Source organism: Acidimicrobiales bacterium, assembly GCA_040219085.1.
Lineage (GTDB): Bacteria > Actinomycetota > Acidimicrobiia > Acidimicrobiales > JAVJTC01 > JAVJTC01.
Map to the genome: position 1 here is coordinate 57,177 of JAVJTC010000029.1, position 15,351 is coordinate 72,527.

At 67.3% G+C, this 15,351-nt stretch carries 10 protein-coding genes; 5 read left to right on the forward strand and 5 right to left on the reverse strand.

Annotated elements, in window-relative coordinates; genetic code table 11:
- Positions 1–8: 8 nt before the first annotated feature.
- Positions 9–584: a carboxymuconolactone decarboxylase family protein gene (locus tag RIE08_12470; GenBank protein MEQ8718416.1), complete on the reverse strand. Its 576-nt coding sequence runs from the start codon at positions 582–584 to the stop codon at positions 9–11.
- A gap of 121 nt (positions 585–705) precedes the next feature.
- Between RIE08_12470 and RIE08_12475 the strand changes: the two genes are divergently transcribed.
- Positions 706–1,485 carry a glucose 1-dehydrogenase gene (locus RIE08_12475; protein MEQ8718417.1) on the forward strand — a complete coding sequence of 260 codons (780 nt, stop codon included), beginning with the start codon at positions 706–708 and terminating at the stop codon, positions 1,483–1,485.
- Between the two features lie 63 nt (positions 1,486–1,548).
- Positions 1,549–2,850: an acyl-CoA dehydrogenase family protein gene (locus tag RIE08_12480; GenBank protein MEQ8718418.1), complete on the forward strand. Its 1,302-nt coding sequence runs from the start codon at positions 1,549–1,551 to the stop codon at positions 2,848–2,850.
- A gap of 17 nt (positions 2,851–2,867) precedes the next feature.
- Here RIE08_12480 and RIE08_12485 read toward each other — a convergent pair whose 3' ends face one another.
- Positions 2,868–3,866 (reverse strand): phosphotransferase family protein, encoded by a 999-nt coding sequence (locus RIE08_12485; protein ID MEQ8718419.1) that lies wholly within the window; start codon positions 3,864–3,866, stop codon positions 2,868–2,870.
- A 111-nt stretch (positions 3,867–3,977) separates the two neighbouring features.
- Between RIE08_12485 and RIE08_12490 the strand changes: the two genes are divergently transcribed.
- The 3 genes from RIE08_12490 (at position 3,978) to RIE08_12500 (ending at position 12,231) form a co-directional block, all read left to right on the forward strand.
- Positions 3,978–5,252: an amidohydrolase family protein gene (locus RIE08_12490; protein ID MEQ8718420.1), complete on the forward strand. Its 1,275-nt coding sequence runs from the start codon at positions 3,978–3,980 to the stop codon at positions 5,250–5,252.
- 53 nt (positions 5,253–5,305) lie between these two features.
- On the forward strand, positions 5,306–6,652 hold the full coding sequence (locus RIE08_12495) for a hypothetical protein (protein ID MEQ8718421.1): 1,347 nt from the start codon (positions 5,306–5,308) through the stop codon (positions 6,650–6,652).
- 323 nt (positions 6,653–6,975) lie between these two features.
- Entirely contained in the window at positions 6,976–12,231 is a 5,256-nt protein-coding gene (locus RIE08_12500) for a VWA domain-containing protein (GenBank protein MEQ8718422.1), read from the forward strand.
- A gap of 17 nt (positions 12,232–12,248) precedes the next feature.
- On the opposite strand, the gene RIE08_12505 is transcribed toward RIE08_12500, so the two are convergent.
- Genes RIE08_12505 through RIE08_12515 form a run of 3 tightly spaced genes read right to left on the reverse strand, consistent with a single transcriptional unit; the run spans position 12,249 to position 15,331 of the window.
- Positions 12,249–13,829 carry an AMP-binding protein gene (locus RIE08_12505; GenBank protein MEQ8718423.1) on the reverse strand — a complete coding sequence of 527 codons (1,581 nt, stop codon included), beginning with the start codon at positions 13,827–13,829 and terminating at the stop codon, positions 12,249–12,251.
- A 6-nt stretch (positions 13,830–13,835) separates the two neighbouring features.
- On the reverse strand, positions 13,836–14,954 hold the full coding sequence (locus RIE08_12510; GenBank protein ID MEQ8718424.1) for an acyl-CoA dehydrogenase family protein: 1,119 nt from the start codon (positions 14,952–14,954) through the stop codon (positions 13,836–13,838).
- Entirely contained in the window at positions 14,951–15,331 is a 381-nt protein-coding gene (locus RIE08_12515) for a nuclear transport factor 2 family protein (protein MEQ8718425.1), read from the reverse strand. The genes RIE08_12510 and RIE08_12515 overlap by 4 nt, the downstream gene beginning before the upstream one ends.
- Between the last annotated feature and the right edge of the window lie 20 nt (positions 15,332–15,351).

Sequence of the window (15,351 nt, forward strand, 5' to 3'; positions counted from 1 at the left end):
GCACCCGGTCAGTCCGGTTCGGGCATCCACTCGGGCACGTCGAGGTCACAGACGTCGGGGCGGCGCAGCCCCATCGCCTCGAGAAAGGTGGGCACCGTTCCACCCCACCAGCCGACCACCATCACGAGCTCGATGAACGTCTCGAGGCCCCATGTGTCGACGGCCGCCTCGAACGTCTCCGGTGGCAGCGCATGATCCCCGAGCAGTTGCGCTGCGACGACGACGGCGAGTCGCTGCTCGTCGGTGAAGAGGTCTCCGTCGAGATCGTCGCGCTCGATCGCGTCGATCTGCTCGTCGCTCAGCCCGACCCGGCGGGCGATCAGAACGTGTTCGATCCACTCGTAGGAGTGCGGTCGGTTCCGGCCCATCCACAGGATCACGACCTCGCGAACCTTCTCGGGCAGCGCGCCGTCGTACATCAGGGTGCTCGACAGCCTGACGAAGGGCCTGAACACAGTCGGCGAGTTCGCAAGGAGGCGCAGAACGGTGAGGTCCTGCCCCGTCGCCTCGAGCTTGGACAGCACCTTGGCGACGGGCCCCTCAGTGTCGGCGGAGGTGCGGCGCGGCAGACCTTCGTGGTTCATCAGGGTCCTCTCGACGGTCCGATTCGCCGGATCAGCCGATTGGTCCGGGGTCCGGCGGACTGGCAAGATTAGCACCAATCATTCGCCTGAAATCCCGCCGACGAACCGGTAAACCGCCACCATGAGCGCCTACGACCCTGCCGAACTCTTCGACCTGACAGGCCGTACGGCGGTGATCACCGGCGGCAGCCGTGGACTGGGCCGGGAGATGGCGATGGCGTTCGCCGGCGCCGGCGCCGATGTCGTCATCGCGAGCCGCAAGCTCGAAGCGTGTGAGGCCGCCGCGGCCGAGATCGCCGAAGCTACGGGCCGGCGGGCGCTGGGCGTGGCCTGCCACGTCGGGCACTGGGACCAGGTCGAAGCACTCGCTGAAACGGCCTACCACGAGTTCGGCTCCGTGGAGATCCTCGTGAACAACGCGGGGATGTCGCCGCTGTACCCGTCGCTCGACGAGGTGACCGAGGCCCTCTACGACAAGGTCATGGACGTCAACCTCAAGGGGGCGTTCCGGCTGAGCGCGGTGATCGGCTCCCGCATGGCCGAGGCCGGACGCGGGTCGATCATCAACGTCAGCAGCAGCGCCGCACGACGTCCCACCCACACAGAGACCGTCTACGCCGCGGCGAAGGCGGGTCTCGAGGCGTTCACGATGGCATTCGCCCACGAGTACGGGCCGGCGGTGCGGGTCAACTGCATCGCCCCGGGTCCGTTCCTCACCGACATCGCCGACGCGTGGGACCCGTCTTCGATCGACAAGCTCGGCGAGGTGATGGCCATGAGACGGGGCGGCCAACCCGCCGAGATCGTCGGCGCGGCCCTCTACCTCGCCTCGGACGCCTCCAGCTACACCACCGGTTCGGTGATCGCGGTGGACGGCGGCCCGCCTCAGGCGCTGCTCTAGGGTGGCGGCGCCGCACGCTCACCGAATCGCTCACCGACCGCAGCTGCACAGGGGGAACCAGCGATGACCTGGGGATTCGAAACCGACCCGGAGTTCCAAGCCGAGCTCGACTGGATCGACGACTTCGTCACGAACGAGGTCGAACCGCTGGACCACGTGATCCCCCATCCCTTCGACCTCGCAGATCCGGTGCGTGCCGAGCTCATCCCGCCGCTCCAGGAGAGGGTCCGGGAACGGAAACTGTGGGCCTGCCACCTCGGCCCGGAACTCGGTGGCCAGGGATACGGCCAGGTGAAGCTCGGCCTCATGAACGAGATCCTCGGGCGCTCGGACAACGCTCCGAGCGTGTTCGGCTGCCAGGCGCCGGACTCGGGTAATGCCGAGATCCTCGCCCACTACGGCACCCCCGAACAGAAGGAGCGGTTCCTCGAACCGCTCCTGCGAAACGAGATCGTCTCGTGCTACTCGATGACCGAACCCCAGGGCGGCGCCGACCCGAAGGTGTTCCGTTGCACGGCCACCCTCGACGGAGACGAGTGGGTGATCAACGGCGAGAAGTGGTTCTCCTCCCACGCCCGCTGGGCCGACTTCCTCATCGTCATGGTGGTGACCGACCCCGAGGCCGAGACCTACCGCAAGATGTCGATGCTGCTGGTCCCCGTCGACACGCCCGGCGTCGAGATCGTCCGCAACGTGGGACTCGGGATCGAGGACGAGTCACAGGACAACGGTTCGCACGCCTACATCCGTTACACCAACTGCCGGGTACCCACCGAGAACATGCTCGGCGACCGCGGACAGGGTTTCGTCGTCGCGCAGACCCGCCTCGGTGGAGGACGGATCCACCACGCGATGCGCACGGTCGGGCGCTGCGGTCGGCTGCTCGACCAGATGGCCGAGCGTGCCCTGTCACGGACCACCCAGGGTGAACTCCTCGGCCGCAAGCAGATGGTCCAGGACATGGTGGCCGAGTCCTGGATCCAACTCGAGACCTTCAAGCTCCTCGTGCTGCAGACCGCATGGCGGATCGACAAGTACCACGACTACCAGCGCGTCCGCGCCGACATCTCCGCAGTCAAGGCGCTGATGCCGAAGGTGTACCTCGACATCGCCTCACGGGCGCTCCAGATCCACGGGTCCCTCGGCCTCTCGTGGGAGATGGGCTTCTCGCGCGAGGTGATGGAGTCCTTCGCCATGGGCCTCGCCGACGGCCCGACCGAGGTCCACAAGACGACCGTCGCGCGCCAACTGCTCAAGAGCTACGACGGCGGCGACGAGATCTTCCCGTCGACCCACATCCCGAAGCTTCGGGCCGCGGCGCGTGAGAAGTACCGCGATGTCCTGGAGCGCCACGGTCGCCTCTGACCGGCGGGCGCAACGCCTCAGTCGAGGAGTTCGATGCCCCGTTCGGCCAGGGCGAGGATCGCCGGCACCAGCGTCTCCTGGTAGGGGTCGTGGTGTCGCCCCTCGCGGTGGCGCCGGAGGTTGTGGCCCATGATGGCCGCCATCTTGAACCGGCCGAACGCCTGGAACCAGACCCAGTCACGCACCGGGCCACCCGACGCGGCCTCATAGGCAGCGACCACCTCGTCGGCGCTCGGCATGCCAGGGGCGTCGTAACTCGCGCCGGGGAGATCGCCCTGCTCGGTGAATACGCAGAACCATGCGAGATCCCCACGCGGGTCACCGATGGACCAGATCTCCCAGTCGATGATGGCTGTCGGGGTGACCCCGTCGATGAGGATGTTGCCAAGGCGGTAGTCGCCGTGCACGACCGACGGTTCGACGTCGTCGGGGACCTCAGCTCGCAGACGGGCGAGCAGTTCAGGTCCCCGGGGACGCAGTTCGGGGGGAACCGCATGCATCGTCTTCTCCCACTTCTGCATCTCCTCGACGATCGACACGACCGGTTCGTCATCGAGGCCGATCTGACCGGGGACTGCGCCGTGCAGGGCCGCCATCAACTCGACCGCGGCGAACGTCCGGGCCCGCGTGACTGCCGGGTCCAGGGCGTTCGCGCTGAGCACGGGTTCGGTGGCTTCACCGGTGGCGAAGGACATGGCGAACAGCGGTGGCGGATCGTCGTCAGTGAAGTACACGTCAGGCACGGCCACACCCTCGACGGTCCCGAGACCCTGAAGGAGGCGGGCCTGGCGCATGACGTCGTGGCGACCGACCGGGGTTCGCCCCGGCGGGGCGACCTTCATGACGATCTCGCGCCGCTCCCCCGCCCCGTGGAGCGTGCCTGCGAGAGTGAGCCCCGAGTGGCCGCCCATCATCATGTGAACGCCGTCGACGCTCGCGCCCGGCCAGACTTCGGCGGCGGCCGCCGTCGCCCGCCGCGCGACGTCGTCGAGATCCAGTGCCGGCCGCTCCCCCATCGCCCGATGCCCCTTTCGCCGCGTCCTGCGGAAAACCTAGCCCACTCGCCTTGGCAGAATTAGTGCGAATGTTTAGGCTCTATTCGAGCGACGCCACGCCGGAGGCACCCGATGACCCTGACAACGCCCGAGCCCACGACCACCGACCCACTCGGTGACGTCGCGATCATCGACTGTGACGCCCACTTCACCGAACCGCCCGACCTGTGGACCTCGCGTGCCCCCGCTTCGATGAACGGGAAGGTCCCCGTCCAGAAGACGGTCGACGGTCGCACCGGCTGGTACCTCGACGACGAGGTCTGGGCATCCACCGGCGGCAACACCATCCAGCAGGGACACAACAAGATCCTCGGCTCGCACGTGGTGCAGCCCTTCAGCGACATCGACCCCGCAGCGTGGTCGGTGCCCGAACGTCTCGAACTCATGGACGAACAGGGCATCCACGCCGAGATCATCTACCCCAACGGCGTCGGCTTCGCCTCGAACCACATCTTCGCCATCGCGGACCTCACCCGCCGACAGGCGATCCTGCAGATCTACAACGACTTCTTCGCCGACATCCAGGACGAGTCCGGCGGGCGACTGCTTCCCCAGGCGATGCTGCCCATCTGGGACATGGAACTCACCGTGGCCGAGATGCAACGCATGGCCGACCGCGGTATCCGGGGCTTCACGCTCTCGGACAAGCCCGAGATGATCGGTCTGCCGGAGCTGTGGGAGGACTACTACACCCCGATGTGGGACACGTTCGAACAGACCCGGTCCGTTGCAAACTTCCACATCGGCGCCGGCGCGACCCGTGAGGACCTCGAGTCCATCAGAGGGTCGCGGTTCAAGACCCGGGAGCAACGCATGGCCGACGAGGCCGAGGAGCGTCGCAAGAACCCCGGCAAGGCGTCCACGTGGTGGAACGAGTTCGACTCCCAGCGCCGCCTCGCCGTGCATGCCACGCAGATGTACATGAGCAACGTCCGCATCATCATCAACCTCTGCATGAGCAACCTCTTCGACCGCCATCCCGGCCTCAAGATCGTCTCGGCTGAGAGCGGGATCGGGTGGGTGCCGTTCATACTCGAGGCGCTCGAATACCAGTACGACGAGATGGTCACGGTGCCCGACGAGCTCTCCCATGCGCAGCGCCGGCCGCGTGAGTACTTCACCGATCACCTCTACGTCATGTGGTGGTTCGAGCAGTCCGGACCGGCCAAGCTCATCGCCGATATCGGCGTGAACAACGTCCTCGTCGAGACCGACGTCCCGCACCCGACCTGCCTGTACCCGACCGCCCGGGCCCACTTCGCGAAGGTGCTCGCCGACGTCGACGAGCACACGAAACGCCGCGTCCTGCAGGACAACGCGGCCGAGTTGTACCGCATCGAACTCTGACGTCGCGGAGCGTCCGGCCGCCTGGTCGCTGACGAACCAATAGGGTTCCCGAGATGAATTCCGGAGACCTGCCACTCGACGCCACGTCTGTCGACATGGCTCGCCGTCCCGCAGCGGTGAGCCTGAACGGCTTCGTCCTCGAGGGACTATGTGACGTCGATGCACTGGCCGACGCGGTCACCGCGATCCAGGACGACCGCCCCGAACTGCGGTCCCGGCTCGTCGATGCCGGCACCCTGGTGTCGAAGGGGTATGCATGGCGGCCGGGGGCGCCCGCCGAACCGCGGATCGTGGACCTGGGGGACCTGGACGACTTCGGCCGGGACTACTCGGCCGTCATCGACCGGATCTTCGATCGACAGTGCACATGGGACCTGCGAACCCATCGTCCCTTCGAGGTCACGATCGCCCGATTGAGTGGCGAGAAGACCTTCCTCTCCCTGGACCTGCACCATGCGGTCGGCGATGCCGAGACGAACTTCTCGTGCGTGAAGGCGATTCTCGCCGGTTACCACCTGCGCGTGACGGGCACCAACCCCGAGTGGGCGCGCCGCGACAGCCTCGCCAGCACCGCGGGTACCGCGAGGGCGAAGGCGGCGAGTTTCACCACCGTGGTGAAATACCTCCGCGAGTTCGCGCAGACCTACCCCGCCGACCGACTCACCCGGGCCCACGGGACCAGCGGGGCCCAAAGGGAACGGATCGCCGCGCGGGTGACCATCGACGACCCTGAGATCCAACGGACGATCCGCGAGCGCGCACGGGCGCAAGGTGCGACCATCACCGACCTCACACTCGCTGCGACGATGCGGGCCATCGCCACATGGAACCGCTCCAACGGCGCGGACGTCGACGTGCAGCGCGGGGCGATCGCCGTCAACCGGCGCAGCGCCGGCGGCCGTGGGAACAACGAGATCAGCATGGTCGTGGCCGCCAGCCTCAGCCGGGACCTCGACGACCGTGATGCGCTCATGGGGAACCTGGCTGCACAGCGCATCCACGGTCTCGAGCTCGGTATCGACGGGGGGCTTGCCAACGCGCTGCGCAACGTGACGACGCTCAGCACCCTGCGACCCCTGCACGTCATCGCCGAGAGGCGGGCTGCCTCTCGAACCGGTCCTCCCGGAACGGCCATGTTGACCAACGTCGGGGTTCTGTGGCCCGAGATCGTCGACGGTCGACCGACTGCACGGTCATTCCTGGCTGAGGCCGGTGGGCTACGACTCGTCGACATCGTCGTCGTTCCCAACCTCGACTCCTCGGGCGCGTTGATGCTGATCCCGATGACCTTCAACGGCAGGTTCCAGGTAGTGGTCGCAGGGAACACGGCCAGGATCCGACAAGAGGAGCTGAACGCTCTGACCGATCTCGTGGCCGACGAGATCGTCGCCTACGCCTGACGGAAGCTGCTCACTCTACCCGTCCAGGGTTCGCCGACTCCGACGAGCGGAACGATCCACAACCCTCTGTCTCTAGTAGAGGTCGATGGTCGCTCCAGAGGGGGTCGCATGCCCTGCCCCGGCCCATCAATTCTGATGATTTTCTGACATCACCTATGGCTACGGAGCGTGGTCGACGTCATAATGAGACCGTTCGTCGGCCACTCTGCGTGGTGCGGCGGGAGGAAGGCTACGAGCCGTCACCGAAGTTGGTCGCCGATCGGTGGGCGGGGAGCCAGGGCGAAACCGATCCTCATCCACACCCACGGAAACGGATCACGCTCATGAGGATCGGCTTCAACTCTCTGGCCCGCACCGCCCGCCTGCTGATGGCGTTCGCCATGCTCTCTGTCGTCGTGGTCGTTGCGGACACATCGGTTAACGCCTCGACTGCACTCGCCGACGCCACCCAGACGGCGGTCGTCTCTCCCTGCATCGACGCTGACACCGACGGATGCCGCGTCATCACCGTGCACAAGGTCGGCGACCAGGACGGCGTCGACACTCCGGGCGACATCGCCAACGACGGCATCGGCGACGCCGGGGTCTTCGACGGAGGCGGTCGTGTCGTCGACGGCTCGGACCTCAGCGGAGCGACCTTCGAGATCACCGGCAACGGCATCACCGATGGCGACGACATCCAGTGCACCACCGGCGGGGACGGCGAGTGCCAGTTCATCGTGCCCGACGGAAACGGCTACTCGGTCACCGAGGTCTCCGCACCGACCGGCTTCAACACGTTCTCGACCTTCGCCTACGGGCAGGGCAGCGGCGATGTCGGCGACGTCGACGCCTACCTCCCCCGCGCCGTCCGTGACGACGACTCCGATCGGGACCTGTACTTCGTCAACCGGCGCAACAACCCGGCGCTGCCCACTTCGTGCGGGGTGGATGTTGCGCTCGTCTTCGACAGGTCCGGTTCGATCGGCTCGAGCGGGTTCACCGAGAACTTCAAGACCGCCGGCAAGGACTTCGTCGAGGCGCTGAGCGGGACCAACTCGAACATCGCGCTCATCTCGTTCAGCGCGTCGGCGACCCTGAACCAGAACTACCTGAACGTCGGCGTCGAGGACGGCGCCAACGAGATCGAACTCAAGAGCGACATCGATGCAATCTATGCGTCCACCGGCGGCGGAACGAACTGGGACGACGCCTTCGACGTCGTCGCCGGCCTCGCCACCACACCGGACCTCGTCGTCTTCCTCACCGATGGGAATCCCACGGTCTACGCGAACGGCTCGGGCAGCTCCAGCACCGTCTCGATCATCGACGTCGAGGAGGCGGCGCAGTCAGCAAACTCGGTGAAGGCGAAGGGGAGCCGAGTCATCGCGTTCGGGATCCTCCCGAGCAGCGGCGGCTCGACCAACCCGGTCAACCTCGCGACCATCTCCGGGCCCACACAGAACTCCGACTGGTTCACGTCGGCCAACTCGAGCGCGCTTCAGACCTTCCTGGCCGAACTCGCCGTCGACCTGTGCGCCCCCTCGGTGTCGGCCACCAAGGTGGTCCCCGACGCCCAGGGCAACCTGGTCCCCGCGGCCGGATGGGACTTCACCGGCTACTTCGACGGGTTCACCACACCGGCCGTCCCTGCGACGGTCGACAGCCCGCCGGGGCTCCAGTCGCCCATCGACCAGACGACTGCCGGCTCCGGCATCGTCACCTGGGAGTGGAACCAGGACCTCGGTACGACGGTGGACTTCACGATCACCGAAGACCTCGCGTCCCAGGCCGGCTACGTCCTCGACGCCATCTCGTGCACCGATCAGAACGGCCCACTCGCAGACAATGACGTGACCGTCGACCTCGACGGAACCTCGGTGACCGTCACCGTTGCCAACGATGCGATCGTGAACTGCCAGTTCGTCAACCGCCTCACACCCGCAGGAGTGAAGATCGTCAAGACCGCCGGGACCGCAGCCGACGGAGCAGCGTTCGAGGTGACCGGGCCGTACCCGGCCGACGTGACCTACACATACGTCATCACGAACACCGGCGACACCAACCTCGCCGACATCGTGATCGTCGACGACCTCGGGACTCCCGGCGACGGAGGCGATGACGTCACCATCGACTCGTCGAACTGCACCGAGATCGACGACCTCCCGGCAAGTGGCCTGGCGCCGGATGCCAGCGTGACATGCACCCTGGTCCTCCCGATCTCCGCCGACACGACCAACGTCGCGACGGTCACCGCCAACCCCGTGGACGACCAGGGCGACGATCGCGCTGACCTCGACGATGTCACCGACGACGACAGCGCAGTCGTGACCATCTCCGCCTCACCCGACATCGCGATCGACAAGACCGTCTACCCAGGCCACGACTCCGGCCTCACATGTCAGGGCGAGGACCTGATCACCGTGGACCTCGGGTCCGATGTGACCTACTGCTTCACCGTCGAAAACACCGGCGACACGGACCTCGACGTGGGCGACATCACCGATACGACGCTCGGAGTCACCATCTCCGTCGATCTCGTGCTGAGCCCCGGCCAGTCGGTCACGAAGTTCGTGGAGACGACCGTCACGACGCTCACCGGCGACGACGACGGAAACGACGGGCGCCTCACGAACACGGCATCCGTGTCCGGCAACCCCGTCGACGACCAGGGCAACGACCTCCCCGGCATCGACGACGTGACTGACGACGACACCGCGGCGGTGGACCCGACCGATCCGGACATCGCGATCGACAAGACCGTCTACCTCGGCCACGACTCCGGCGCCGGTTGCCCGGGATCGGAGCTCGCCACAGCGGACTCCGGTGAAGCCGTCACCTACTGCTTCACCGTCACCAACACCGGCGGCACCTACCTCGAGGCCGTCACCATCGACGACGCCGACCTCGGCATCGACCAGGCCGACATGACCATCCTCGCCGGCGACCTGTTCCTCGCCCCGGGCGAATCGGTCACCCTCTACTACCAGACCGCCATCGACGGCGACCTCACCAACACCGCCCTCGCCACCGGCAACCCCGTCGACGCAGAGGGGACCGACATCCCCGACGTCGACAACCCGACCGACGATGACGACGCGGAAGTCGTCGACCCGGAGCCTGCGCTCGAACTGGCGAAGACCGTCTACGTCGGCCACGACGACGGGGCTTCGTGCTCCGCCGCAGGCGGCGGTGACGAACTCGTCACCGGTGGCGCCGGGCTTGCCGTGACCTACTGCTTCGTGGTCACGAACACCGGCGACACCCACCTCGCCGACGTGACGGTGGACGATCCCGACGTGCCAGGGCTGATCCTCGTCGCCGACGCGGCCAACGTCGATCCTCTCCCCGTCGGTCAGTCCGCCGTCTTCTACGGCGAGACAACCATCGAGGGGGACCTGACCAACACCGCGACGGCGAGCGGCGATCCCGTCGATGACGAGGGCACGCCGATACCTGGCGAGGACCCGGTGGGCGACGACGACTCCGCAGAGGTCGCCGAGGTGTCGGCCGCGATCGATCTCGACAAGCGCGTGTTCGTCGGTCACGACGCAGGGGCGTCGTGTGACAACGCGCTCAAGTCGATCCTGGTGGGCGACGACGTCGACATCACCTACTGCTTCACCGTCACCAACACGAGCGCCGGAATCGTGCACCTCGACGACATCGTCGTCCAGGACTCGACGTTCGGTTGGAGCTACGGCGACGGCGGTACCGACGAGCTGACGGCGAGGGCGGACCTCTCGGACACGCCCCCGCTGGCACCCGGTGAGGCGATCGTGCTGTTCATCGAGACGACCGGTGGAACCGAGGACGTGACCAACGACGCCACGGCGACAGCGAACCCGACCGACTCCGAGGGTACGGACCTGCCCGGGGTCGAGGACCCCTCCGACGACAGCTCGGCCGAGGTCGACGTGGTCGATCCCGACATCGAGATCACGAAGACCGTCTACTTCGGCACCGAGGATCCGGTTACGGGTTGCCCCGGTAGCGACTCCGTCGTCGCCCAACTCGGGGACTCCGTCACCTACTGCTTCGTCGTGACCAACACCGGCGACACCCACCTCGCCGACGTCACGGTGGACGATCCGGACCTCGGGATCAACGAAGCGGACATGACCCCGGTCACCGGAGGCGCTCCGCTCGCGCCGGGCGAATCCCTCACCCTCGCCTACGTCGCGACCGTCGAAGGCGACCTGGCCAACACGGCGGTCGCCGGTGGAACCCCGACCGATCCCGACGGCGGGGAGATCCCCGGCGCCGAAGATCCCAGTGACGACGACACCGCTGACGTCGACGAGGTCTCTCCCTCGATCGAGATCTCGAAAACCGTCGCTGCGGGCCACGCTTCGGACAATTGCCCCGGGGACGAAACCCTGACCGGCGGTTCCGGCCTCGCGATCACCTATTGCTTCGTCGTGACGAACACGGGCGACACCCACCTCATCGTGTCCGAGGTGATCGACGGCGATCTCGGCGTCACATTGCCGCTACCGGCTCCGAGCCAGCTCCTCGCTCCGGGTGACTCGGTCACCCTGCGGTACGAGACGCTCCTCGAGGCTGACCTCGTCAACACCGCCGACGTCGTCGGCAACCCTGTCGACGAGCAGGGCGAGGACCTTCCCGACATCGACGATGTCGACGACGAGGACTTCGCAGCCGTGAACCTTGTGTCGCCGTCGATCAGCCTCGCGAAGACCGTGTACGCCGGCCACGACGGCGGAGCCGGATGCCCGGGAACCGAACTCGTGACAGGACCGAACGGCACCGAGGTGACGTACTGCTTCGCAATCACGAACACGGGCGACGTCGCCCTCTCGCAGTTGGTGCTGCGCGATCTCGACCTCGAGATCATCATCGTCCTACCGGTGACTCTCGCCCCCGGCGACACCATTGTCCGTCATGTGACCCGCACGATCGACGGCGACCTGTTGAACACCGCCGTCGTGACCGGTGTGGCCGTCGACGGCAACGGGAACACCATTCCGGGCACCGACACCGTCCGCGACACCGACACCGCGCGCGTCAACGAGGTCGAAGCCGTCGTCGAGCTGTCCAAGACCGTCTACGCCGGCCACGACGCCGGCGCGTCCTGCACCGGGTCCGAAGAAATCACGGTGGACGCCGGCACCGACGTCACGTACTGCTTCGAGGTCGTGAACCTCAGCACGGGCGGCCTCCTCCTCGATGACATCCGGATCGCCGACGACACGCTTGGCATCACCGAAGCCGACATGACGATCCTCACGGAGCTGTCGGATTCACTCCCGCTTGCTCCCGGCGAACGGGTCGTCCTGTTCTACGAGACCGTCGCCGACGAGGACCTGGTGAACGTCGCAACTGCGACGGGAACGCCGACCGAGCCCGGCGGTGAACCGCTGACCGGGCCCGAGCCACCCACCGACACCGACGACGCCACCGTCGCCATCGCAGTCGATGATGTCGAGGTTCTTCCCGAGGTCGTCGACCGTCCGACCGGTCCACTGGCGTTCACCGGCATGGACAGCATGGCGCTGGCGCTGTTCGGCTCGGCTCTGGCGGCGGCGGGGGCGATCCTCGTCGCAGCGACCCGACGCCGACGGGGTGAAGCCACCTGACCACCCGTCGAGCGGACCTACGGCGCCCCTCGCACCCACTCGCGCAGGACGAACTTCTGGATCTTGCCGCTGGCGGTCTTGGGGAGTTCGTCGACGAGCTCGAGACGCTCGGGGTACTTCTGGCGAGCGATGTGCCGGGTCTCCAGATAGGCGGTGAGGTCCGCCAGCGTCGGTGATTCGCCGGCCATCGGCACGACAAAGGCGCACGCACGCTCGGTCATGACCGGGTCCGCCATCGCGACCACCGCCACCTCCTTGACGGCGGGGTGGCCGTACAGGAGGTCCTCGACCTCCTTCGCGCTGATGTTCTCGCCACCCCGGATGATGATGTCCTTCAGCCGTCCCCGGATCGTGACCGCCCCGTCGGCGTCCATCGACGCGAGATCACCGGTACGGAACCAGCCGTCGTCGGTGAAAGCGGCGTCGTTGAGCGAGGGGTCCAGGTAGCCGCCGAACACCTCGGGCCCCCGGGCGAGGAGTTCCCCAACGCCGTGGCCGTCGGGGTGGTCGATCCGGCACTCGATCGGACCGATCGGTCGCCCGTCCGTCTCGGCGGCTATCCGCTCATCGTCGTCGGGGCGGCCACACGTCACCGTCGAGAACTCCGAGGACCCGTAGATCCGCACCACGGCGGCATCGAGGACCCGGCGGGCCTGACGGACGAGATCCGGTGGGACGTCGGCGCCGCCACACGCGAACGCGGCGATCGGGCACTCCCCCGGGTCGGTCACGTAGTCGTCCACCAGCCCCTGGAGGAACGGTGTCGCCCCGATCGTGAAACGACACGACTCGGCGTCCACGAGCTGCCGGCACGCGACGGGGTCCCAGGTATCGAGGAGCACCGCCTTGGCGCCCAGCATCGCGGGTAGGAGCACGGCGTAGAGGAACCCCGAGACGTGGGTGACGGGCGACATTCCGAGGACCGTCGATGTCTCGTCGAGACCGAAGAGCTCGATGATCGAGCGGTTCTCGTAGTCCAGGTTGCGATGGTCGTGCAGAACGCCCTTGGGGTCGGCGGTCGTCCCCGATGTGTAGAGGAGCAGCGCGATCCTCTCCGCACTCCCCCGGTCTTCGACGTCCGGCTCGGCTGCCAGCAGGTCGTCGAATGGGACGAAGCCATCGGGCAAGGGACCCTGCGGACGAACGACGACCACGACTGGCGGGACGTCGATGTCGGCGAGGACATCGCGGATCATCGCGACGTGGTCGTGACCACGGAACCAGTGCGGCACGACGAGCGCCCGCGGGCGGGCCTGGTCGACGATGAAGGAGAGCTCGTGCTCCCGGTAGATGGGGATCACCGGGTTGACGACCGCACCGGCGCGGGCGACCGCGTGGATGACGACGCTCGCCTCCCACCAGTTCGGCAGCTGGAGCAGCGCGACGTCGCCGGGTTCGACCCCGAGGCGCCGCAGGCCGCCGACCACCCGGGTGACCCTGTCGAACAGGTCGCCGTAGCTGATGCGTTCCCCGGCGTCGACGATCGCCGTCACGTCCGCGCATCGAGCTGCGGCGTCGGCGACGTAGGAGCCGATGGTTCTCTCGCTGAACAGATCGGCCCACTGCGACCTGTCGACCTGGTGGGTCGCCTCGATCACGGCGGCTCAGATGCCGATGGCGGTCGCGAAGCTCTCCCGGTGATGGGCCGGGGTCCCGAGAAGCGCCTCGGAGGCCTTCGCCCGTTTGTAGTAGAGCGACGCGGGGTGTTCCCAGGTGAACCCGATCCCGCCGTGGACCTGGATGTTGTCCCCGGCGACGTCGACGAAAGCCTGCGAACAGAACGCCGCAGCCAGCGACGCCGTCAGCGCAACGTCGTCGTCCCCGTCGGCGACGGCCCGCGCCGCGTTCCACGACACAGCCCGGGCGGAGTCGACACGCAGCAACATCTCGGCGCAACGGTGCTTGACCGCCTGGAACGAACCGATCGGTCGGCCGAACTGGTGGCGTTCCTTCGCGTAGTCCACGGCCATCTCGAGGCAGCGTCCCATCGCACCGGTCTGTTCGGCCGCGAGCATCACCGCCGCCCGGGGCAGGAGGTGGCCGAGCGCTGCCGCGCCCGAGCCGGGCTCGGCGATCGCGACGGTGGGGCACTCGGTGAAGGTGACCATGGCCTGCTTGCGCGTGAGATCCATCGCGGAGAGAGGCGTGACGGTCAGCCCGGGGGTGTCGGCGTCGACGACGAACACCCCGACGCCGGCGTCACTGCGGGCCACCACGACGAGGGACTCGGCGGTGTGTCCGTCGACGACATGTGACGCGGCGCCTTCGAGCAGCCAGCGATCGGCCGGCATGGACGCCGCCACAGAGGTCCCCGCCACGTCATGGGCTCCGGTGCCATCGGTCATGACCAGGGTCGCGGTCCGCCCGGCGGCGATCGCCTCCAGCAGGGCCGCGGCGTCATCAGACGCCTCGACCGACCACAGCATGGTCGTCGCCAGCGCGGTGGCCAGCAGCGGCCCGCCGTAGAGCGCGCGTCCCGCCTCCTCCATCACGACGGCGAGTTCGACCCACCCGTACCCCTGACCACCGTGCTCGGCAGGGATCACCAGCGACGGCAGTCCGAGCTGTTCGGTGGCGAGGCGCCACACGTCGGAGTCGTGGCCACGGTCGGTCTCCATCTGCACCCGGACGGCGCTCTCGTCGCTGTGCCGTTCGAAGAAGCCACGAACGGCGTCACGCAGCTGCTCCTGGTCGTCGTCGTAGCCGACACGGGTGTCGGTCATCCGAACGCCTTCGCCGTCTTCTGGGAGTCGTAGAACTCGCGGAACAGGGTGAGCAGTCCGTCCCGGAAACGGAACAGCGCGATGTAGCGGTTGTCGTAGGTCTGGCCGGTCTCCTTCATCGTCCCGATGCTCGTGTACTCGACGATCCACTCGTCGGGGTCGGCCATCTCGTGGGTCTCGGTGACCGTGAACGCGAAGTCGACCCGCCCGTAGGAACCGGAGAGCCGTTCATGCAGGTTCTGCTTCCCGGCCGTGCGCGACGGTGTGCCGGTGTAGGAGAACGGCGCCTCGAAGACGACGTCGTCGGCCCAGTACCGCGCCATCTCGTCGACGTCGCCCTCGCCGACGGCTGCGAAGATCTTCTCGATGACGGCCATGTTCGCCCTCCGTCGGGCTG

Bases quoted from the DNA above. Each gene is read 5' to 3' on its own strand.
- RIE08_12470 (MEQ8718416.1), bottom strand. From the start codon at position 584: ATGAACCACGAAGGTCTGCCGCGCCGCACCTCCGCCGACACTGAGGGG.
- RIE08_12475 (MEQ8718417.1), top strand. From the start codon at position 706: ATGAGCGCCTACGACCCTGCCGAACTCTTCGACCTGACAGGCCGTACG.
- RIE08_12480 (MEQ8718418.1), top strand. From the start codon at position 1,549: ATGACCTGGGGATTCGAAACCGACCCGGAGTTCCAAGCCGAGCTCGAC.
- RIE08_12485 (MEQ8718419.1), bottom strand. From the start codon at position 3,866: ATGGGGGAGCGGCCGGCACTGGATCTCGACGACGTCGCGCGGCGGGCG.
- RIE08_12490 (MEQ8718420.1), top strand. From the start codon at position 3,978: ATGACCCTGACAACGCCCGAGCCCACGACCACCGACCCACTCGGTGAC.
- RIE08_12495 (MEQ8718421.1), top strand. From the start codon at position 5,306: ATGAATTCCGGAGACCTGCCACTCGACGCCACGTCTGTCGACATGGCT.
- RIE08_12500 (MEQ8718422.1), top strand. From the start codon at position 6,976: ATGAGGATCGGCTTCAACTCTCTGGCCCGCACCGCCCGCCTGCTGATG.
- RIE08_12510 (MEQ8718424.1), bottom strand. From the start codon at position 14,954: ATGACCGACACCCGTGTCGGCTACGACGACGACCAGGAGCAGCTGCGT.
- RIE08_12515 (MEQ8718425.1), bottom strand. From the start codon at position 15,331: ATGGCCGTCATCGAGAAGATCTTCGCAGCCGTCGGCGAGGGCGACGTC.